Origin of the sequence: Hymenobacter lapidarius, from assembly GCF_001816145.1 — a bacterium.
In the GTDB taxonomy this organism is placed as follows: Bacteria; Bacteroidota; Bacteroidia; order Cytophagales; family Hymenobacteraceae; genus Hymenobacter; species Hymenobacter lapidarius.
Genome location: NZ_MDZB01000112.1, coordinates 1 through 19,271, shown reverse-complemented (window position 1 = coordinate 19,271; position 19,271 = coordinate 1). Strand labels below are relative to the sequence as shown.

At 56.7% G+C, this 19,271-nt stretch carries 21 protein-coding genes; 8 read left to right on the top strand and 13 right to left on the bottom strand.

Annotated elements, in window-relative coordinates; all coding sequences use genetic code 11:
• Positions 1-86: 86 nt before the first annotated feature.
• The 5 genes from BEN47_RS12290 to BEN47_RS12270 all read right to left on the bottom strand — a co-directional run bounded on the left by BEN47_RS12290 (position 87) and on the right by BEN47_RS12270 (position 5,533).
• The gene (locus BEN47_RS12290) at positions 87-794 is read right to left on the bottom strand and encodes an IS630 family transposase (protein WP_070728709.1); all 708 of its coding nucleotides are present in this window, start codon (positions 792-794) and stop codon (positions 87-89) included.
• 29 nt (positions 795-823) lie between these two features.
• Positions 824-1,099 carry a helix-turn-helix domain-containing protein gene (locus tag BEN47_RS12285; RefSeq protein ID WP_083322376.1) on the bottom strand — a complete coding sequence of 92 codons (276 nt, stop codon included), beginning with the start codon at positions 1,097-1,099 and terminating at the stop codon, positions 824-826.
• Between the two features lie 168 nt (positions 1,100-1,267).
• Positions 1,268-3,460 carry a prolyl oligopeptidase family serine peptidase gene (locus tag BEN47_RS12280; protein WP_070728719.1) on the bottom strand — a complete coding sequence of 731 codons (2,193 nt, stop codon included), beginning with the start codon at positions 3,458-3,460 and terminating at the stop codon, positions 1,268-1,270.
• 444 nt (positions 3,461-3,904) lie between these two features.
• The gene (locus BEN47_RS12275) at positions 3,905-5,041 is read right to left on the bottom strand and encodes a TlpA disulfide reductase family protein (RefSeq protein ID WP_070728707.1); all 1,137 of its coding nucleotides are present in this window, start codon (positions 5,039-5,041) and stop codon (positions 3,905-3,907) included.
• Positions 5,042-5,167: 126 nt separating this feature from the next.
• Positions 5,168-5,533 carry a hypothetical protein gene (locus tag BEN47_RS12270; RefSeq protein ID WP_158010993.1) on the bottom strand — a complete coding sequence of 122 codons (366 nt, stop codon included), beginning with the start codon at positions 5,531-5,533 and terminating at the stop codon, positions 5,168-5,170.
• Between the two features lie 200 nt (positions 5,534-5,733).
• Here BEN47_RS12270 and BEN47_RS12265 point away from each other — a divergent pair, with 200 nt between their 5' ends.
• The 3 genes from BEN47_RS12265 (at position 5,734) to BEN47_RS21475 (ending at position 7,919) form a co-directional block, all read left to right on the top strand.
• The gene (locus BEN47_RS12265; RefSeq protein WP_070728705.1) at positions 5,734-6,798 is read left to right on the top strand and encodes a Fic family protein; all 1,065 of its coding nucleotides are present in this window, start codon (positions 5,734-5,736) and stop codon (positions 6,796-6,798) included.
• A 188-nt stretch (positions 6,799-6,986) separates the two neighbouring features.
• The gene (locus tag BEN47_RS12260; RefSeq protein WP_125921652.1) at positions 6,987-7,451 is read left to right on the top strand and encodes a hypothetical protein; all 465 of its coding nucleotides are present in this window, start codon (positions 6,987-6,989) and stop codon (positions 7,449-7,451) included.
• A gap of 246 nt (positions 7,452-7,697) precedes the next feature.
• Complete coding sequence (locus BEN47_RS21475) at positions 7,698-7,919, top strand: hypothetical protein (protein ID WP_125921651.1); 222 nt, start codon at positions 7,698-7,700, stop codon at positions 7,917-7,919.
• A 134-nt stretch (positions 7,920-8,053) separates the two neighbouring features.
• Here the strand turns inward: BEN47_RS21475 and BEN47_RS21470 are convergent, their stop codons facing one another.
• The 8 genes from BEN47_RS21470 to BEN47_RS12215 form a co-directional block, all read right to left on the bottom strand.
• Entirely contained in the window at positions 8,054-8,224 is a 171-nt protein-coding gene (locus tag BEN47_RS21470; RefSeq protein ID WP_158010991.1) for a hypothetical protein, read from the bottom strand.
• A 273-nt stretch (positions 8,225-8,497) separates the two neighbouring features.
• Entirely contained in the window at positions 8,498-8,920 is a 423-nt protein-coding gene (locus BEN47_RS12250) for a hypothetical protein (protein WP_125921650.1), read from the bottom strand.
• Between the two features lie 65 nt (positions 8,921-8,985).
• Complete coding sequence (locus BEN47_RS12245; protein WP_070728701.1) at positions 8,986-9,435, bottom strand: hypothetical protein; 450 nt, start codon at positions 9,433-9,435, stop codon at positions 8,986-8,988.
• Positions 9,436-9,944: 509 nt separating this feature from the next.
• Entirely contained in the window at positions 9,945-10,190 is a 246-nt protein-coding gene (locus BEN47_RS12235; protein WP_070728699.1) for a hypothetical protein, read from the bottom strand.
• Positions 10,191-10,495: 305 nt separating this feature from the next.
• The gene (locus BEN47_RS12230; RefSeq protein WP_070728698.1) at positions 10,496-10,990 is read right to left on the bottom strand and encodes a hypothetical protein; all 495 of its coding nucleotides are present in this window, start codon (positions 10,988-10,990) and stop codon (positions 10,496-10,498) included.
• Positions 10,991-11,183: 193 nt separating this feature from the next.
• Positions 11,184-11,678: a hypothetical protein gene (locus tag BEN47_RS12225; RefSeq protein ID WP_070728697.1), complete on the bottom strand. Its 495-nt coding sequence runs from the start codon at positions 11,676-11,678 to the stop codon at positions 11,184-11,186.
• Between the two features lie 79 nt (positions 11,679-11,757).
• Positions 11,758-12,369, bottom strand: coding sequence for a hypothetical protein (locus tag BEN47_RS12220; RefSeq protein ID WP_070728696.1), 612 nt, complete (start codon positions 12,367-12,369; stop codon positions 11,758-11,760).
• Between the two features lie 121 nt (positions 12,370-12,490).
• Positions 12,491-13,150 carry an NHL repeat-containing protein gene (locus BEN47_RS12215; RefSeq protein ID WP_070728695.1) on the bottom strand — a complete coding sequence of 220 codons (660 nt, stop codon included), beginning with the start codon at positions 13,148-13,150 and terminating at the stop codon, positions 12,491-12,493.
• Positions 13,151-13,315: 165 nt separating this feature from the next.
• On the opposite strand from BEN47_RS12215, the gene BEN47_RS12210 reads away from it, so the two are divergent.
• The 5 genes from BEN47_RS12210 (at position 13,316) to BEN47_RS20340 (ending at position 18,644) form a co-directional block, all read left to right on the top strand.
• A complete protein-coding gene (locus tag BEN47_RS12210) occupies positions 13,316-13,681 on the top strand; it encodes a hypothetical protein (protein WP_125921649.1) in 366 nt (121 codons plus the stop codon).
• 67 nt (positions 13,682-13,748) lie between these two features.
• Positions 13,749-14,390, top strand: coding sequence for a tetratricopeptide repeat protein (locus tag BEN47_RS12205; protein ID WP_070728693.1), 642 nt, complete (start codon positions 13,749-13,751; stop codon positions 14,388-14,390).
• Positions 14,391-15,317: 927 nt separating this feature from the next.
• Positions 15,318-16,385, top strand: coding sequence for a tyrosine-type recombinase/integrase (locus BEN47_RS12200; RefSeq protein WP_070728692.1), 1,068 nt, complete (start codon positions 15,318-15,320; stop codon positions 16,383-16,385).
• Entirely contained in the window at positions 16,382-18,190 is a 1,809-nt protein-coding gene (locus tag BEN47_RS20980) for a site-specific integrase (RefSeq protein WP_125921647.1), read from the top strand. The genes BEN47_RS12200 and BEN47_RS20980 overlap by 4 nt, the downstream gene beginning before the upstream one ends.
• Positions 18,183-18,644: a hypothetical protein gene (locus tag BEN47_RS20340; RefSeq protein ID WP_125921646.1), complete on the top strand. Its 462-nt coding sequence runs from the start codon at positions 18,183-18,185 to the stop codon at positions 18,642-18,644. The genes BEN47_RS20980 and BEN47_RS20340 overlap by 8 nt, the downstream gene beginning before the upstream one ends.
• Positions 18,645-19,271: the final 627 nt, after the last annotated feature.

Genomic DNA, 19,271 nt, shown 5'->3' with positions numbered 1-19,271 from the left:
AAGGCTTTCCAAGGGGAAAATAGCTTTTCATACGCCTTAAAAAGGCTTTTCGCCAATCTCAAAAGGCTAAAGTCAAGCTTAAGTAGTCAGGCAAAAGTAACCGTATATTCTTTCCCAATTTTAGGTAACAGCATGTTTAGGCTTTCGAGTAACGTGGCATCGGTTTCGTAATCGGTAGGCGTTAACCAGTAGTGTTTACAGCGGTGCCAAAGCAGCTCGATTTTGTTCAGCTCGGGGCAATAGGCGGGCAAAAACTGCAGGCGCAGGCCGCGGGTGGCCCATTCCGGCTGGCGGGCTTGCACACAGGCGGCGCGGTGGACGCTGGCGTTGTCGAGCACGAGCACCGTGGGCCGGGACAGGTGCTGGCTGAACTCGTCGAGCACGGCGGCGAACAGGTCGGCCGTGAGCGCCCCGTTGAGCACATAGCTGAGCAGGGGCTGGTCCGGGGCTTTGGCTTGCCAGAGGCCGGGTACGGAGTAGCCGCCGGCCCCGCGCTCGGCGGGCACCGCCGCCGGGGGCTGTCCGCGCCGTTGCCAGGCGTAGGGCACGGGGGCCTGGCGCGAAAAACGGCATTCGTCGGCGTAGACCACCGCTAGTTCGCCGCGGGCCTCGGCTTGGTGGAGCAGCACGAGCTCCTGCTGAAAAAAAGCAAAAAGCACGGCATCCCGGCGGGCTTTGAGGCTGCGCCGCAGCCGTTTCCAGCCGTACCCCAAACGGCGCACGACCCGCCGCAGGCTGCTCAGGCTCACGCTTCGGCCCAGTTCCCGGGTCACGCGGGGCAGCAGGCGGCGCAACTGCTGGGTAGCGTCCCCGAGCCAGGCGCCTACTTTTTTTGGGCCGCTGTGTCAAGTTTCGGGGGCCGCCCCGCCCGGGCTCCCTCGGCCAGACCGGCCAGGCCCTGGCCCTGCCAGCGGGTGAGCCAGTCGTGGACCGTGGCGTAGCGCACCGCAAAGAGCGTGGCCAACTGCGGCAGCGACTGGCCCCGGTGGTGGCCCAGAATGGCCAAAGCCCGCCGCCGCTCCCGGTGGTGGGCAGCGTGGCGGCTGTGGTTTTCCAGGGCCGTCAATTCGGCAACGGTCAATGGCGTAGCAGCGAGCATAGAAGCAAAACGAATGTAATGCAAATCTATACGATTACTTCTGCACGACTACTTAGTCTAGTTTCTTCATTTATAAGCCAATCAAAGCCCGGCACTACCACACAGTAGGCCGGGCTTTTGATTGGATGGGGTAGCGTCGCAAAGGCCCGGCGCAAGAGGCTGGGCGGGCTACTTCGCCGCAGCAGCTACTGGCTGAAACGCGGGATGCCCGGTTTGCCAGAGGCCAAACGCCAGCACGTCGGCTTGGGCCTCATAGTTTTTCTGCTTGGAGTTGCCGATGCCGTGGCCGGCCTCGTAGTCGGTCAGAAACAGCACGGGCTTGCCCGAGGCGGTGCTGGCCTGCAGGCGGGCGGCAAACTTGGCCGGCTCCCAGGCAATCACGCGCGGGTCGTTGAAGCCCGCGGTAACCAGCGTGGCGGGGTAGTTCATGCCGGGCTTCAGGTGGTGAAAGGAATCCATTTCGAGCATGGCGCGGGCCTCGTCCTCCTTTTGCACCGTGCCGTACTCGGGCGTGTTCACCGGGCCGTTGGGCGAGTTTTCCAGGCGGATGGGGTTCATCGAGCCGACCTGCGGGATGGCGGCGGCAAACAGGTCGGGCCGTTCGGTCATGGCCCGGCCAATCATGATGCCGCCGGCGCTGGCGCTGTTGATGGCAATGCGCCCGGGGGCCGTATAGCGGTTTTTAACCAGGTATTCGGCCGTGACAATCAGGTCTTTCCAGGTGTTGGGCTTGGTGGTTTTCATGCCGGCTTTGTGCCAGGCCTCACCCAGCTCGCCGCCGCCGCGCACGTGCGCCACGGCCACAATGCCGCCCTGCTGGGCCCAGAGCAAGGCCCCGGACGGGTCAAAAAGGGGGCTTTGGGAGCTGGCGTAGGCGCCGTAGCCCCGTATCAGCACCGGGGCGCGGCCGTCGCGGGGCGTGCCTTTCTTGTACATCAGCGAGACCGGCACCCGCACGCCGTCGTGCGATGGCACCAACAGCTCCTCGACCACCAACTCCGCGTACTCCGGGTACGCGACTTCCGACGAGAGCATCTCTTTCTGAAATTGCCGCGTCGCGGCCACGTAACGGTAACGCTTCTGGGCACTGTTCCAGCCGCGGGGCACCACCCATAGCTCCGACGATTGCGCGTTTTTCGCTTCCAGTGCCAGGGCACCGGCTGGCTGAGGCAACTTAATTTCCTGCACCTTGGTGGTGCCGCGGGCCACGAAATAGAGCTTGGCCTCGACACCGTTGCGGGTGCGTACGAAGTAGAGGCCGTCTTTCGTAACGCGCAGTTGCCCGTCAAAGGCCTCGTCCGCGCTTTCGGCCACCAGCACCTCGGCTTTGGCTACGTCGGGCTGGGCCACGGCCATGCGCATGAGACGCTGGCGAGGCGCGTTTTTTGAAGTAAGGAAGTAGAAATCACGGCCGTCGCTGGTGAAAACGGTCACTTCCTGCTCGGGCCGGAACAGCGGCTTCCAGGCAATAGCGGGTTTGGCCAGGGCCGCGACCGGCGCATAGTACACGTTGAGGTAGCGGCTGACGCTGCCCAGGATGCCGAGCACAAAGCCGCTGTTGCGCTCGTACGCCAAGGTGGGGTATACGTTGGGCGTGATGCTGAGCTCCGGGTTGATTTTGGCCGAGAACAGGGCCTGGTCCTCGCTGACCGGGGTGCCCACGCGGTGGCGGTAGGCCTGGGTGTTGAGGCGGGCGGCCGGGTCTTTGACGTCGGCGTTGTTGTACGGTGTGTAGGTGAAGCTGTTGTGGTCGGGCAGCCAGGCACCGGCACTCCGCGCGCGGAGCAGGCGCTCGGGGTAGAACTGGCGGGTATTGACGTTGAGAATGCGCACCTCGCCCACCTCAGCCCCCTTTTCGCTCAGCGCCAGGCTGACCTTGCTGCCGTCCTGCGAGGCCGCAAAGTTGTTGATGGTGAAAACCTTGCCTTTTTCGGCCGTTTCCGGGTCGAACAGCAACACCTCAGCCCCTTGGTAGCCTTCCCGGCAGTAGAGCTTGGCCTGCTGGTCCTCGGGGCGGAGTTTGAAGTAGAAGTACCGGTCGTTGTCCGCAATTTGCAGGCCGTACACGCCGGCGGCGCGGCGGCCGTCAATCTCCTGCATCTTGGCAATCAGCCCGGCCCGGCCGGGAATGGCGTCGAGCGTGCGGCGGGCGTGGTCGGCCTGGGCCTTCATCCAGGCCAGCACCGCCGGGTCCTGGAGGTTTTCCAGGTTGCGGTACGGGTCCGTCACCACGGTGCCAAAGTAGGTGTCGGTGGCCGGCACCGACGGAGCGGCGGGCGGCAGGGATTGGGCTGTGCCCGGCCCTACTCCCAAGGCGAAAACCGACAGGGCCACGCCGGTGGCGAGGTACAATTGCTTCATGAAAAGAAAAAATTTAATATAAAAGCTAATCGCCGACAAGGTAGGAAATTATAGCGCACGATAAGTTCGGCGTTAGTTACGGCCCCGAACCACGCTAACCCCCTTGCTATTCAACTGGAAAGAACCCAAGCAGCCGTTGTCTGCCTCGCCAGAATCCATCGCCCTCCCCCTCATCGCGCCAGCCCTGCGGGAAAGGGGCAGGGCTACTGCCTTTCCCGAAATATTTTGGCTTAGCACATCCTAACAAGGTAGGTTGTAAACCCTCCAATTTCTGAACGAAGCATGTTCAACGTAGTACCGTTTTCGTGAACTTACTGATGTTCCGTGCTAGGGCTTGCCTTCCTAGCATCCCCTCCCGAGCATCACTTCCGCGACATCGCCGGTGCCCAGCTTAGAGGCTAACGGACTGGCGACCAGCTGGCGTTGGCTGTGTTGGCTGGCTTTTTACTTCACCAGCCGCGCTAATACCTCGGGCAGCGCGTCGCCGCGCAAGTTTAGGGCGATGATTTTACCCGTGGGGTCGACTAGGAAATTCTGCGGAATGGCGTGCACGAAATACGCGGTGGCCGCCTTGCTTTGCCAGCCTTTCAACTCGGATACTTGCGTCCAGGGCAGTTGGTCCGCCTCAATGGCTTTCACCCATTTGGCTCGGTCCTTCGCCTCGTCGAGCGAGACGCCGAGCACGTCGAAGTTCTTGCCTTTGTAGTCGTGGTAGACCTTCAAGAGGTTGGGGTTTTCGGCCCGGCAGGGCCCGCACCAGCTGGCCCAGAAGTCGACCAGCACGTACTTGCCGCGGTAGTCCGCGAGCGCTACTTGCCGGCCCTCGGGCGTGGCTTGGGTGAAGTTGGGGGCCAGTTGGCCCACCTGCAGCGCCGTCTCGGGTATTATGCCCAGCGCCCTTTGCCGGATTTTCGTCCGGATTTCCTCGGCTAGTGGGTTATTGCGCAAATCGGGGGAGAGGGTCGGGAGCAAGGCCGTCACCAGCGCATCGTTCGTGGGGTCTCGGCTCATCGGGTTCAGGACCGTCAGGCTGATGAACGAAGTAGGGTGTGCGCGCACGAAAACAGAATCCAGGTGGTTCTTTTCCCGCAACAAAGCCGTCCGTCGTGCCTTAAGACCTTGCCGAAACGCCAGCGACTGCTGCTGCGCCGGTGTAGCGGCCTGAGACGCTTTTTCCAGCGCGTTCAGTTGCTTAACAATCGGTGCTTCTACCGCCAATATCGCCCGCCAGACGTCCGTCAGCGGCGTACCGCCCACGTGCGCGTTCTTGAGTGAATCGGGACTGGTGAAGACGAGCGTGCCTTGTTCGAGCCAAAAGACTGCCTTGTAATCTGACATATCTTGCATATTCCGCCGCATTGAGAGAAATGCTTTAGTGGGTTCATCTACGGCACCTTTCAGTTCGAAACGCCCTTTCTTGACCACCGCCGAATCGACCATCCTCCCGCTGCGCAAATACACGTAGGTCGGCGCGCTGCGGTACGTATCCGAACCCAGGCGGCCCTTCAGCATGAAGGAGACAGGGGTTTGCGCCGCGGCCAGGCCTGGCACCCACAACAGCAGGAGCAAGTAGTGTTTCATGGAGTACGAAAGGGAGGTGGAGAGCCCGGATGGTAAAGAACGGAGATTATGGAGCTAGTAGTATATAGCCCCTCCTTCAACTGAACAGCGCGCGTTTACCTTGCCACCGTTTGGCTGAACAGGAAGCTAATCGGTAAACTCCTTCAGTTTTTGCTCAAGGGCCTTGCTTTTGTAGTACCGCAGGCAGCCGTAAAACACACTACGGGTGCCAAACGGTGTCACGGGAAAACTGCGGCCAATCTGCTTGCCCAACGCGGACACTTTGCCCATGTACGCATAGGAATGCTGCCCATTTTCCAAAGAGGCCCCTAAGATGAGCTGCCCGCTGGTGTCTTTGAAGAGCAGGCTGTCTTGCGGGAAGCCCGCGTTGATGCAGCTGCATAGAAATACCTCTTTAGCCGTCATGGCTACCGGGGAAACATCTAGGCGTGGCGTTTGAGCGGTCGCGGTCCAAGGCAAAAGCAACAAGCCACTGGCAAGGAGAAGGCGCATCGTGTCGAAAGAAAGGGGTAACGAGTGCAACGGACCAGCTGTACCACAAGGTAAAATAACGCTCGTTTTATTGAACGGGGCGTAACCCTTTGTAAAGGAAAACGGATTCTTTTTATGGCGCCCGCTATCTTTGTAAAGAAAAATCGAGTTTCTTTACAAAGATAGCGGGCCCCTATCCGTGACGCTTTCCCTTTTTCTCCATGCCGACTGCCTGGCAACCTTCTGACCTGCCGCCAACTAGGGAACTGGAAACGCGCGCCGTACTGAAAAAGCTGCCGGCTGCGCACCGGGCCCTGGCTGAACTCAAGGGCTTGGTGGCCGCCATTCCCAATGAGAGCATCCTGCTCGACACGTTGCCGCTACAGGAGGCGAAGGACAGCTCGGCCATTGAAAACATCATCACCACCCACGACGAGCTCTTCAACGCCGAGCTGCAGCTGGGTGACTCGCAGGCGGCCAAGGAGGTACAGCGCTACGCCTCGGCCCTGCGCCTGGGCACGGCACTCGTGAAGCAGTACGGATTTCTAAGCGTCAACCACGTCGCCCAAATCCAGGAGGAGCTCAAGCGCGACCGCGGGGGCTACCGCAAGCTGCCGGGCACGGCCCTCAAAAATCAGCGGGGCGAGGTGGTATACACGCCCCCACAGGACCCGGCCGTAATTCTGGACTTGATGGACAACCTGGCGCAGTACCTCAACGACGACGCCCTACACGACGTGGACCCGCTGGTGAAAATGGCGGTGCTCCACTTTCAGTTCGAGAGCATCCACCCCTTTTACGACGGCAACGGCCGCACGGGGCGCATCCTCAACATCCTCTACCTGGTGCTCAAGGGCTTGCTGGACATCCCCGTGCTGTACCTGAGCCGGTTTATTACCCAGCACAAGGCCGATTACTACCACCACCTGCAGGCCGTGCGCGACACCGGGGAGTGGGAGCCGTGGCTGCTGTACCTGCTCACCGGCGTTGAACAGACCGCCCGCGAGAGCATCGCCCTGATCACGGCCTTGCGCGGGCTGATGCAGGAGATGAAGCAGCGGCTGCGCCCTTACAAGTTTTACAGCCAGGACCTGCTCAACAACTTGTTTCGCCACCCCTATACCCGCATCGAATTCGTGCAACAGGAGCTGCACGTGAGCCGGCCCACGGCGGCCGGCTACCTCAACCAGCTGGCTGCAGACGGCGTGCTGGTCAAGCAAAAGCACGCAAACTCGAATTACTATGTCAATCAGCCCCTGTTTGACCTGCTCGCTCGACTCGGTTAGCTTGCGCCGCTAAATGACAGTGGACGCGGAAGCACTGGGTCATACATTTAAAATCACCGTTTTTCTAAACGCCCGAACTGCTTCGGCGTGCTGATGGCAGGGCCACTCCTCAGGCGTAAAATCGCGTGCTCTCGTTGTCCGGCCCGTTACCTTGTGGCCCAAACCGTTCGCTACAGCAATCCCATCTGATGGCTTTCCCTTCTCGCGTTTCTGCCTTTCGCCCGGCGCTCATACCCTTCTGGGCGGGGGGCGTGGTGGCAGCCAACGTGGTGCTGGACCAATACGGCGCTCCCCAGGGCCTGCTCTTCGCGCCCCTGGTGGCCGCCTTGGTTGCGTGGCTCTTGGCTCGTTTCGCTTCCCTCCCCTCGCCGTACCTGCTCGTCGGGTGTTGCATGGGCCTGCTGTCCCTGCAGGATGTCGGTTTCAAACTCACCGGCGGCGGCGAGCACGACCTGGAAGGCCAAGGCGCGATGAATGTATTGTTCGTATTCGGGGCTGCGCTGGCTGCCGGTGTGCTGCTCTGGCAGTGGGGGCGCCGCCCGACCCCACCATGGCCGCACCGGGCGGGGGCGTTGCTGGTGTTGGTACTGCTGCTGGTGCTGCACCTCACCCTCTTTGGTTACGTGGGAGTGGGCACTTCCCATCCGCTATAAGCGGCCCCGGCAGGCCTGTTCATTATTCGGGACCACCACCGACTCTACACGTTTGGCCGCTCATACCCTCCTATTTTTGAAATGCAGCGCGTTCATCGCACCACCGTTTATTTAGACTTGTAGAGTGCTTCTATTTTACTAGCCTTCCTCGCCCCCCGCTCATGTCCCTCCTCCTACTGGATGAAATGGCTCCCATTTCTTTCCTTTTCAACATCATCGCCTTCCTTGTTTTAATCCCTTACTACGTTGTCTCGCTTCGGTTATATGTTAGGGAAAAGCCTCCAGAACTACGGGTGGGGTATGTGTCTGGCAGTGGTGTTGATTTTGATAGGCGTTTGGGCCGCAACCGAGCGCGTGCTGGATATCGCCGAGGAATATCAGCTTCTTATTTTTTTGTTTCCCTTTCTAATCGGTGTGCTCTCAGGTGTTTTTCGTTTCGTACGTCACCTGGGCAAGCGTTGGCGTTAAACGGCCCATTCGTCAGGGCCCTTGGCGAACGTGCCGAATCGGGCCGCTTGCGGCGTTCCTCAAGCAACTGCCTTAAAGAGCACTGGTCGAACATGAATTTGGCTTAATCGCTCAAAAAAAGCGAGGGAGAGCAATTAAAACATCCTTTGCTTAAAGCCAGCCATTCTTTGCTCTGACTTGATTTTAAAGGCGGTTGTCATGGAGTCGATGAGTGCCTGACCTCGCAGACGTTTCGCTTTTTGGGCTTGAGCGTCGGCAAATGGGGTGATGAGTAGGACAAACAGCAGTAGTAACGTGTGTTTCATGGGTAGCAGAAAATTGAATTGGTGGATTAATTAGGTCGGTTGCGACTGCCGCGTAGCAACTCCCGTTTCTCAGCGGGTATTGGTGTATTCGTGGTCGATGCGGCTGTACTTCTGATCCATCTTGAGCAGACCAGGGTCAAGGGTTCGTGGATTTGCTGCTGCTACCGAATCGAGCAGGTGTTAGGCAAGGTTCTCTTGCGCGAAGGCCCGATAGCTGCTGAGCAGAACGACCAGCAAGAACACGAATGACTTCATGAGTAGAGGGGGGAAGGATCAACGGTCATATGTGTACTCCGTCTCGGCGCGCGCATACTGCGAGTTTGGGGGGTTAGGAGGGTAGCGGTAAAGCAGGACGAGCGAGTGCGCCGTTAGCTTTTTAATGTCAATTTCCGTGTTGGTGTTGAGAATGCTGAGCACGTTACCTTGGCGGGAGTAGGCAAAACGGCTGGTTTGGACCGGCGTGGCCAACATGATTAACGTGACCACGTAGTCGGCGCTGATAACCGCCTGTTTTTGCTGGGGGTGGGTAAAGGGGCCATGTGTGGCCGCCAATGCCCCTTTAGAATCATATAGGTATTCGGTTTCGGTTTTCAAATCCCAAGTGCCTTCCAATGGAAAGGTGGGTTCCGCATCTTTTTTGGAACACGCGTTTAGCAGGAGCAGGCAAAGGCCGAGTAGTGGTAGAAGACGGGGCATAGAGAGGATGAGTGGGGAAGTAAAGACTAAGTCGGTTGCGACTGCCGCGTAGCAACTCCCGTTTCTCAGCGGGTATAGGTGTATTCGAAGTCGACGCGGCTGTATGGCGAGCCCGGGGCAAGTGGAACAGGGTCCGGCTGGGCCAGGGTGAGCGATTGCTCGGTAAGCTCTTTAATTTCCATCACTTCGCCGGTGGGGCGAAGCGTGAGCCGATTGCCTTGGCGAGTGTAGGCATAGGACTTGCCGGTGCCACGGGCAAAAACCGTCCGATTGCCGTTCCAGACAGCATAGTAGTAAATCAAGGAGTCAGCGCTGATGACCACCTTAACCGTTCCGGTCCGGGGAACAGGGCCAAATACGCCCACCAACGCCCCGTCGGGCCCGTATTGCCTGGCGTAAAAGGTTTGCACGGCCCACTCGCTTTCAAGCTTGGGCGCAGGCGGGGCAGGGTCCTTTTTGGAGCACGAATTGAGCAGGAGCAGGCACAGCCCGAGTAGTGGTAGAGGACGAGGCATAGAGAGGGCGAGTGGGGAAGCAGAGACTAAGTCGGTTGGTGGTAGTGGGCGCAGCAGCGTACCTTATTTTTTCCAATGGGAGAAGGTGTAGCCCACGTCTAACCGTCTGTCCTTGGTCGTATCGCCTCGCAGTACTAGGGTTAGGGTATCAGCCGTGAGCTTTTTGATGTGCATCTGCCGCTCGTTTCCGCGGATGAGTAGCATCGAGTCTTGCCGCGTGTATGCCCTGCGGAGGGGGCCAAGGTTGTCGTAAGATTTGGTATCAAACCAAACTATTGAGTCCTTGGTAATCTCCAGTTGCAGTTTGCCGACGATGGAAACGGGTTCGTAGAATCTTGCGAAGTGCCCTGTAGGCCAATAAGAATAGGCGGTTTCATTCTCTGAAACCCATTTTCCCTCTAGCGTGGGCGCAACGTCCGCTGGGGTACACGAGGCGGCTAGTAATAAGCACACAGCCAGTATGGCTAATGGAGAGAGGACGGGTAGAGCGCGGGGCATGAAGCAGGTGCCTAATTGGGGCGGTTGTATTGGGCCTTCAGCAAAGTGAGCATCTCATCCTTGGCGGCGATGAGTTGGTCCTTCATGAGCAGCAGCTCCCTTAGAAGCTCGATTTCTTTAAGTAGAGCGGCTTCGTTGCCTGGGGTGCCACCGGTGGTAGGCATCGTCTCTTTCTTCTTCTCGCAACTGGAGAAGACTAGTAGCGCCGCAAACGTGGCCAGTAGGGGCTTAGACGCTGGGGGAAGTAGCAGACGCATTGGTAGGGAGCAAGGAGAACAGTTGTCAAATGTACTTCCTGCGGCATCAGTTACGGTTCACCGGCATCAAACCAACTAAAACAGCCAGTAATAACCGTAGAATAGATGGCAAACCCTCATTACTTTGTACGAGCGCGTTCGGGGCTCCACCGTTTCACTGAACTTGAAAAGCAACAGCCAACCTGCTTCAAAAAAGGCGTTCATTTGCTTTATGGGGTTCTCACTTTCAACGGAGCTGGTCGCTTTCGTCCGAATGGAGTGCGGGATTTTTGAGGTGGTCGGGTAAACAAGAAGAGAATAGGGTGCTAGTATTCCAGGTAGGCTATTTCTGGGTTTTTGAGGTTGTAAAACACCTTGCCGGGTTTGCCTTTTATCGGCGCTTTGTCGGGGTGTACATCCTGAAAGCGGGTATGCGTTTTCTGGCCCACCCGGTACTCGAACTGGATGAACGAACCGAAGCTGGCGGTGCCATAGGCCGTGGCTGGGGTGCTCGCGTAGGCCTGCTGGTCGTACACGGGCTCGTGGAACCGCACTTCCGCGTGGGCCGGGTCCTGCGGGTCGTAGAGGATGACAAAGGTTTCGCCTTTATAAAAGCCATCGAACGGCTCGGAAAGGACCTTCTCGTAGGTGGTGCCCCTGACGCGGTACACCACCGTCATGTTTTTGCCCGCGGCTTCCAATACCACCGCCACCGTTTTTTCCCCTACCGCTAAAAGGTGGCGGTAACTGTTGCGGGCTTGAAAGAGCCACACCAAAAAGCCCAGCGCCGCCAGTGCACCAATCCATTTTTTTAGTGCCATTAGTCGTCTTTCTTAAATCCTGATAGTCCTTTTTTGACCGCCTCTTTCTTCACGGCTTTTCCTTTCGAATCCCACACGGCGCTCACTACCAACTCCACGCTAGTGCCCAAGATTTCGCCTGGAGCGGCCGCGCGTTGGGTCCGTTTGACAGCCGCGGTCGATGCGGCCTAGTCCGTTTTGATTTCTGCTTTCTTTAGTATTCTATATACGCGATTTCAGGATTGTTTAATTTGTAAAAGACCTTCGCGGGGCGGGTTTCATCTATTGTTTTACCCTCATCTTCTTTCTGATACCGCTCGTATTTTTCGTTGCCCACGGTGTAATCGAACTCTATTCCCGTGTTGAGGGCACTGGTCGAGAGCGCCGTGGTTTGGGTGGTGCCGTATTCCCGCTTGTCGTACACCGGTTCGTCGAAGTAGATGTGCGCATCGGCTACGTCCTCGGGGTCATAGCGCAGCGCATACGTCTCCCCTTCCAACACTTTGTACGTGTTGGATTGCACGTGCTCACAGCGTCTGCCGTTGCCGACGAAAGCCGCCCGGACGTTTTTGCGGCTAACACTAACAATGACGGTAACCGTTTTTATCCCTTTTTCTTCGAGGTTGTTTAAACTGTGGCTGATGTAGAATTGTATCCCCCCGATGAGGCCAACCACGGCCAGAATAGCGAATACGTCTTTGCGTGTCATTACTTCGTTTCGTTAAATCCTCGTAATTCTGAACAGGCCGCGTTTACGGCTCGACCCTTTGCGTGAACTCATCTTGCGCTTACTCAAGGGGGCGCACGGCCGTAATCATCCACCGTCCTTGTTCTACCGCTAAGCTAAAGGCTAGGTTGGGCCCCTCGCTCATCTGCTGTTCAGTAAAGCGGTATACCACTTGGGCCGTGTCGGCGCCAACCGTCACCCGGGTTGGCTGGCTTCGGAGGACGATTTGGGTTTGAATGTCCCCAGCCTGGGTGTAGAGGATATGGTCGTAATCCAGCCCGTTCACAAAGCCATCGGTCTGCGGGTGGGCACGCAACGAATCCGCGCATTGCTGAAAATAACGCCGATGCGCTTGCAGATAAATGGGCGATACTGTGCCGCTACTTTGCAGCAGGCGCACGTAGTCCTCGACTGCGTGAAAGTCAACCGCATACACTTGGGTCGTGTCCTCGTCCATACGGGCCGGAACCACCGGCAGGGAGTTAAGCGGGGCTTGGTGCTGCAGGTACCACGTCAAAAAGGCTCGCACGGTCGCCGCGGGCGACCCGCTGGGACTAACAGCGGGCGGGGAGGGCGAGGCTGGTGCCCGGGTGTCGGTTTTTGCCTCTTGCGGGCCGGAGCAGGCCGTGAGCAGTAAAGCAGCTCCGAGGAAAGGCCCTTGCAATTGTTTCATGCTCCTAAAGTACGGGCACCACCGTCCACCTACTCAATCAAAATAAGGCTCCTTATTTTGAACAACGGGCGTTTACCTTGGGACCGTTTGGCTGAACCGTGAGCAAGGACTTCATTAGGGCTTACAGCAGGTAAATGCCGTCGTCGAGCCGGACCAACTCCCGTTGCTGGAAGCGCCGGTACTGCCAGACCGGCTGCTCAAACGTACGGTAGGTCCTGAACTGGTGGGTGCGGGTATGCAGGCGGACCACGCGCTGATTGCCCATGTCGCTGATAAAGACGTGCTCATCGTAACCCGCCACGTCTTCCGGGTGGTTGAACTCGCCGGGGTCCCAACCGCCGCCCAGCGCAAACAGCTGGCGTCCGGTGGCCACCTCGTACTGCGCCACGTGGTGGTAGCAGGGGTCCGCCGTCCACAGGTGCCCGTCGGCGTCGAGGGCGATGCTGTACAGGCCGCAAACGGCCACAATGGAATCGGGCAAAGCGCGCAGCAGGGTGCCGTCAGGGCCAAACAGGCGGATCACAGAGTCTTGGTAGAAGCAACGCAGCGTGTTGCCATCGGGCACGTAGACCACCTCTTCGCCGTCCTCGTAGGGTCCGGCTTCCCCGCGGTACTTGGCCCCGTTGAACTCCTGCTCCGTGATTTCGAGGTTGTGGAACGTGTCCGTCTTGTAGTAGGCGTAGGGCACCTGGCGCAGGCGCGTCAGCTGCACGCGGTAGTAGAGCCAGTCGGGGGTGCACACTAAATCGAACGCGCCGGCCTCGGTCGGGAGTTTGGTCATGAAAGGGCAATCAAGTAACGGAGGGCAACCGGGAGGCGAAGTACGCGCAAAAGGGGGAGAGGCCGTTGCCTCTCGCTTGGCTGAACGCTCCTTACTTCAAACGAAGCGCGTTCAAGGCAGTACCGTTAGCGCAAACTTTCGATTCTACCCTTTCATTCAAGCGTCGTGTTCTTGCTATTCCTGATGTTTCCGCTGCTACCGGGCTTGGTGCTGCTCTGCGTGCTGGTGCGGTTGGTAGCCCCGCGCCGTCGCCGATTGCAACGCGTCGCGGTTGGCATTACCTTGGGCTGCTGGGCCGGGTTCTTTCTGGCCGACCAGTGCGATTGGGACGAATGGGTTCGCCAAACGAAGCTCACCAATCCCAACGCCCACGCGGCGTTACGCGGGATGGGCTTTAGCGGCAGCCACGACGAGTGGACGTATTTCTGGAACGGGCTGGTCATTGCCTTTTGGTTGGCCTTGGTGCTAGGCGCACTGGCCTACTGGAGCGGTCCCCGCGTTAAAGCGCGTACGCCCGAGGCTATTCCCTAACAGCAGAACGTTCCATTGAATGAACGGAGTGCGTTTACCTTGCCACCGTTTTTGTAAACTTCGCAAAATGAAACACACCCTGTGGTCCGCATGGCTTGTGCTGTTATGCGGCTCCTGTTCCCCTACGGAGGAATTTGACCGGGGACTTGCCGCCTACGAGCAGGGACAGTACCAAGCGGCCAACCGGTTGTTTTCGGCGTGCCTCAAGCGGCAAGAGCGCGTGTCCGAAGCCCTTTTTTACAAGGGCCGTTCCCTCTACGAAATGAACGAGCGCGACAGCCTCCCCGCCGCCGTTTCCGCGTACAGGGCCCTGGTTTCCCGGGAGACAGGCCGCGACACCGCCCTGCTGTACCGCGCCGTGGAAAACCTGGGGCACACCTATTACCGACTCGAGCGCTACCCCCAGGCGTTCGACAGCTTTTACCTGACCGCGTTGGTGAAGCCAAACACCAACGCCATAAACTACAACCTGGGGGTCTGCTTGCTGGCGCTGGACCGGCCCCGGGAAGCGAGCCGGTACTTGTTGCGCGAATGCCAAGGCAGCGGGGCATCCGCACAAGCACTTGCCGCCCTTTCGGAAGCGTATCTGTTGAGCCACCGCGCCGATTCGGCCCGAATCTACGTGCAGCAGACCCTGCGGCAGCACCCCGCCTACGCGCCAGCCGTGGCACTCCAACAGGAACTCGATTCCCTGACCAAGAATCAGTAGCGATAAAAGACTCGTAATTCTGAACAGCGCGCGTTTACCTTGCCACCCTTTGGCTAAACATAACTGGACTGGAAATTATGTGGAATTACGTCCTTGGCTAAAATTTAGGTCAAAAAGCTAATCGGGCGCGTTGGCATTTTATTCCCAATTGAAGGCCAGAAAGTACTCCATATTGAAGCGGAGCGGCTCATGAGGCCACCGTCGGAGCAATCAAACTTTCGCGCTGGTTGATATGCTGGCAGCCAACAGGCGTCAATGGCGTTGACCACGGGCTGGCGCTTAAACGCCGGAATCTAATTTAAAACATTTTGAAGATTGACCTCGTGCGTATATGAGTACAATTCAAGTCAGGACGTATTTATATACGCACAAGCCTAAAAGTCAGTATTTTGTGGTACAAAAACTTTAGTATACTTTTGAGACACCAGAATAGTATAGTGCAATTTTTGATCACCTTTTATGGCCTTGATTTGTAGAAATAATTTACCTAACATTTTCTGGCTTCCCCATTAAGGTAACTGACTGGCGACACCATGCCTCAAGAGAATGGCTCCTCCCTCGCTTGACGCATGAGCCGGTGTCTTTTTTGATTGCACTGGCTATAATCAGTATCAGGTAGCAGATTTACCTGCACACATACGGCCACCTTGTCGCATGTGTAAAGGAGATGGCTTTGGGAACAGGGGGAAGCGACGGACTTCATCGAAGTCTCGCCCCCATCCCGGTAGCAGCGTTGGTCCGCAGTGCGCCTACGCTGCAATTTTTCGGTGGAAGGATGCCTCCACCACAATAATCGCCTCGCAATATATAGAATAACCTAAGCAATACCATGGGAGTGACGTTGATACTACCATGGGGTAAGCCTGTGGAATCATTCTGCTGAAACGACCGCGTATTCTCTCATTGCCAACGTCCTATCCATATCATATGACCCTTCAAGAACGATTTCCCACCCTTTTTAATCAGCCCTATTCGGGAGAATGGCTCACCGAACAAGAAGAACGCTTCACACCCAACACGGTCAGCACCTACGGCTATGCGTTAGTGGACTATTTTCAGTTTTGTTCGATTCAGGCCATCAATCCTCCCGATGCCGAGCGGGTCAACATCGTGGCTTACCTCAAAGACCTCAACACACGTTCCAAATCCGCTGTGCATGCCAGCCCTGCCAAGCTTCCCAAATACGCGAAAAGCACCACGCATGAAGGATTCGCTAATGCAACCGTGCGCTTGAGAATAGCAACCGTCAGGCTTTATTACGACTACTTAAAGCATGAAGGGGTTAGGGCTAAGAATCCCGTTAGAAAAGGCGAATACACAAAGGGCAGAGGGTATGGGAGGGGGAGCCGCGGCCTGGTTGCGCGCTACGAAAAGGACCCTTGGCTGCCGAATCAAACGCAGTGGCAGGCAATCATGAACGCGGCGGCGTCCGAACCCATCCGGAACCGCTTCATGCTGGCTTTGGCCTATGATGCAGGCCTGCGCCGGGGGGAGTTGTGCGCACTGGAAACCCGCGATTTCGACCCTTGCGTGCCATTGGTTCGTTTGCGGAGGGAAACTACTAAAACGGGTCGTGCACGAGAAGTGCCTTGTTCGAAAGTGACGGCCGAACTGTACAAGGATTACCTTGAGCAACGCCGGAGCTTAAGCCCAACAACGGACCTGCTTTTCCTTTCAGAATCACGGCGTAACAAAGCTCAACCCCTCACATTTTGGACCTGGTCCAAGATAGTACAGGCTTTGGGAAAACGGGCCGGCTTGCCGTTGCTTACGACGCACACGCTGCGGCATTTGCGCTTGACTGATTTAGCCCGGGCCGGTTGGAAGCTCCCTCAAATTGCGGCTTTCGCTGGGCATAGCAGCGATGCCACAACGATGCTATACATACACTTGAGCGGACATGAATTGAGCGAGCGGTTTCGTCAAACGCTTGGTTCGATGCTGGATTGGCGACTAGAAACCATGAAAAACGCTCTAATACAACCAAAGATATGACCATCCGCAAAGTACGAAATGAGGCCGTTCGGAATTGGCCTTTTCAACCTCTCCCATTTGACAGGAGTTTCACCTTGAGCCCGTTGGAGAAAACCGCGCTGGCCGCCTGGAAAGCGCGCGGCCATATGGGTAGAGGCGGCAATGCATTCACAAAGCAGACCAGGCAGCAGTTGGACCGGCTCATTCAGCCCATTGAAGCCGTGCTGCTGCAGCAGGGATTTCCAAAAGGGGGAGAATACCGCTTGCTGAGTTGCGTTTCGTTGCTGCTGCACGAGATGCATCGACGGCAAACAAGTCTATGGGCTTGGGACGACATCGCGTGGATAGAAACAGTTGGTAAAACGCTAAGGGAGTTTAAAGGCCTTGACAATGTTTTTCAAGGCACCGGTAAAAAGTCAGCTTGCCGAGACCGTCAGTGCCTATTGGCTTGCGCGTACCACTTATGTGAGATTCCAATTTATCAATTGGTTACTGGTCATCTACCACTCGTCTCCGCTCAGTGTATGTTTGGAAGAGTCGCCGTTGAGAAAGCGATGCAGACCCTGACGGCGGAGAGCAATCGAATTGGACGGACCTCATGGATGGTAAGCGTGGCCACCTGCTCGGCACTACTGGCCAATCGGTGCCCTGATATAGAAAAGCTTACCCTGCCCGTTTTAGAGAAGCTATATGAAAAGCATTCTACCGATGTAAAATTAAAAAGGAGCTATATCACCCTGTCTACCATACTATATAATCTTAAAGTGCTACCCAGCTGTTTGCCTACGCCCTGGAAGGGGAATAGGAGTGGGGTGACAATTGGAATAGCCGACTCTATATCCGCTGATTGGGCTCGTCTGATTCAGGCGTGGTTTGAGACTTCGGAAGAAAGTGGTGCCGTGCGTAATTATGTAAAAGCGGCGGTTGCTAAAGCTGCAAGATGGGCCGCTGAAAAGTATCCATCCGCCGCATGTGCACAGCAATGGACCAAAAACACAGCCATTGCCTATGTAGCGGCTGTGTCAAGGATGAACGTAGGACAGTGGCAACACCCGAAGTTTAAATCAACGCCCAATCTGGGGAAGCCGCTCAGGGGTGCTTATCAGACGCGTTTGCTGGCTAGTTTACGGATGTTTTTCAAAGATTGTCACGAATGGGAATGGTTTTCAATGACCTTCAAACCAGACCGCTACCTGGCCACGCCCAGGAGCGTTTATGCTAATCAAGGGCCTAACCCCCGGCCAATTGGTCCCGCCCTGTGGATTAAATTGCTTGAAGCTGGGTTGTCCCTGACAAAGGAGGATTTTCCTGTTGCTAATTCACTGATGGTCAAGATGGGCGCTTCTCCTAAAATCCATTATCCACTGGATATGAATCGAGCAATGGCGCTTGTTTGGCTCTATACAGGATTGCGCTCCGATGAAATCTACCGGCTACAAGTAGGATGCATACGGCCTACACCCCCCGAGGAAAACGAGAGCAGTTCCTCACTCCCCGTCATCTGCTCTTTGACCGTGCCTGTAGGTAAAAACGGTTTTGGTTTTTCGAAGCCAGTCCCCGGATTAGTGGGAAATGCCATTGAAAAATGGGAGAGAATTCGTCCATCTGTTCCCAAACATTGGGATTATAAAACATCCGAAGCAGTGGATTTCCTATTCGTCTGGCGAGGGAAACAGGTTGGCACTGCGTATCTCAATGGGACCATTATACCTGTATTATGCCGAAAAGCCGGCATTTCCGTTACAGACGCTTTGGGAAAAATCACCAGCCATCGGGCTCGGCATACCCTCGCACCAGCTGGGTGGCGCTCCAACAGCAATGAGTGATTCCGACTTGCAGCATTGGTTAGGGCAACGCTCCGGTGGTGCTATTGAATTTTACAAAGATATAAATGAGGAAAAGCTTCGGGAGGGTTACGCTGCGGCGAATCACATCAGCATTGACAAACGTCAGCTTGAGCAGTTAAAAAAACCTGCTACGGATGAGGATAAGTTGCCAGCCGAAGGCAAGTCGGCGCCCTCTGTCGACCTCGGTCACGGCTTCTGCACTTATGATTTCTTCGACCAATGCAGCCAGCGAATGCCGTGCGCGCAATGCTCGTTTTATAAGCCCAAAGCATCGCTTTTAAGCCAATCGCATGAAGTAAAAAGTCAGTTTGTGCGCATGCTGCACCATTTACCCCTGTCGAATGAAATTCGCCAGGCCATTGAAGAGGCTATTGCGTTGAATGAAAAGATGGAAGCTATCATCCGGCGTGACGAAGAAAGCCACCCGGGTTAATATTCCTGGCGGAGAAAAGCCCTGGGCCGAGTGGATGACGAAGGCAGGGTTATGGTGGCCCAGGGAAAAAATAGAACGTTCTGCTATTATGATGGCCAGAAATAGCGGAACGTTTAAACTACATCATCTGAAGGAAGAAGCTTGTCCAGCTGCGTCGCTGCGCCGGCAGCACCCCGCCGAATGGAGTGCCCACCCCGGGACGGTGCGTGTCGCGATAGGCCAGATTGGCTTTAGGACGTGCCCTCATACTGGCACACGGACGCTGGCGGACCGGCTGCCTGTGCCGCGAAGCCTGCCTAACAACGCGTAGTCGACTTCTTTTAAGCACGTGCGCTGGCATAAGTATGAGTTGAGCAACCAGACGTGGGCTCAGGCCGGATAGGAGAGGGCTTGCGGCGAAGTCGCACTCAGAGAACTACCAGCGAAGGACCTATTAGCGCCGCATGAGCAACGATTCCAGGTCGGCGGTGGTAAACTTGTCGCCCAGGTCCAGCAGATGTGCTTTCAGGTCGGGGTTAAACTTGCCCGCACTCTACCCTACTAAACTTTAGGGCATAAAAACGGGGCAGTCCGACCTTTGGGGTTCCTACACACCATTGCCCGTTCTGCCCCGTGAAGCTAAGCCTC

Excerpts from the sequence above, each read along its gene's own strand:
- BEN47_RS12200 (WP_070728692.1), top strand. The coding sequence starts at position 15,318 with ATGACCCTTCAAGAACGATTTCCCACCCTTTTTAATCAGCCCTATTCG.
- BEN47_RS12205 (WP_070728693.1), top strand. The coding sequence starts at position 13,749 with ATGAAACACACCCTGTGGTCCGCATGGCTTGTGCTGTTATGCGGCTCC.
- BEN47_RS12225 (WP_070728697.1), bottom strand. The coding sequence starts at position 11,678 with ATGACACGCAAAGACGTATTCGCTATTCTGGCCGTGGTTGGCCTCATC.
- BEN47_RS20980 (WP_125921647.1), top strand. The coding sequence starts at position 16,382 with ATGACCATCCGCAAAGTACGAAATGAGGCCGTTCGGAATTGGCCTTTT.
- BEN47_RS12230 (WP_070728698.1), bottom strand. The coding sequence starts at position 10,990 with ATGGCACTAAAAAAATGGATTGGTGCACTGGCGGCGCTGGGCTTTTTG.
- BEN47_RS12235 (WP_070728699.1), bottom strand. The coding sequence starts at position 10,190 with ATGCGTCTGCTACTTCCCCCAGCGTCTAAGCCCCTACTGGCCACGTTT.
- BEN47_RS12220 (WP_070728696.1), bottom strand. The coding sequence starts at position 12,369 with ATGAAACAATTGCAAGGGCCTTTCCTCGGAGCTGCTTTACTGCTCACG.
- BEN47_RS12285 (WP_083322376.1), bottom strand. The coding sequence starts at position 1,099 with ATGCTCGCTGCTACGCCATTGACCGTTGCCGAATTGACGGCCCTGGAA.
- BEN47_RS12250 (WP_125921650.1), bottom strand. The coding sequence starts at position 8,920 with ATGCCCCGTCTTCTACCACTACTCGGCCTTTGCCTGCTCCTGCTAAAC.
- BEN47_RS12265 (WP_070728705.1), top strand. The coding sequence starts at position 5,734 with ATGCCGACTGCCTGGCAACCTTCTGACCTGCCGCCAACTAGGGAACTG.
- BEN47_RS20340 (WP_125921646.1), top strand. The coding sequence starts at position 18,183 with ATGAGTGATTCCGACTTGCAGCATTGGTTAGGGCAACGCTCCGGTGGT.
- BEN47_RS21470 (WP_158010991.1), bottom strand. The coding sequence starts at position 8,224 with ATGAAACACACGTTACTACTGCTGTTTGTCCTACTCATCACCCCATTT.
- BEN47_RS12280 (WP_070728719.1), bottom strand. The coding sequence starts at position 3,460 with ATGAAGCAATTGTACCTCGCCACCGGCGTGGCCCTGTCGGTTTTCGCC.
- BEN47_RS12260 (WP_125921652.1), top strand. The coding sequence starts at position 6,987 with ATGGCTTTCCCTTCTCGCGTTTCTGCCTTTCGCCCGGCGCTCATACCC.
- BEN47_RS12270 (WP_158010993.1), bottom strand. The coding sequence starts at position 5,533 with ATGCGCCTTCTCCTTGCCAGTGGCTTGTTGCTTTTGCCTTGGACCGCG.
- BEN47_RS12275 (WP_070728707.1), bottom strand. The coding sequence starts at position 5,041 with ATGAAACACTACTTGCTCCTGCTGTTGTGGGTGCCAGGCCTGGCCGCG.
- BEN47_RS12215 (WP_070728695.1), bottom strand. The coding sequence starts at position 13,150 with ATGACCAAACTCCCGACCGAGGCCGGCGCGTTCGATTTAGTGTGCACC.
- BEN47_RS12245 (WP_070728701.1), bottom strand. The coding sequence starts at position 9,435 with ATGCCTCGTCCTCTACCACTACTCGGGCTGTGCCTGCTCCTGCTCAAT.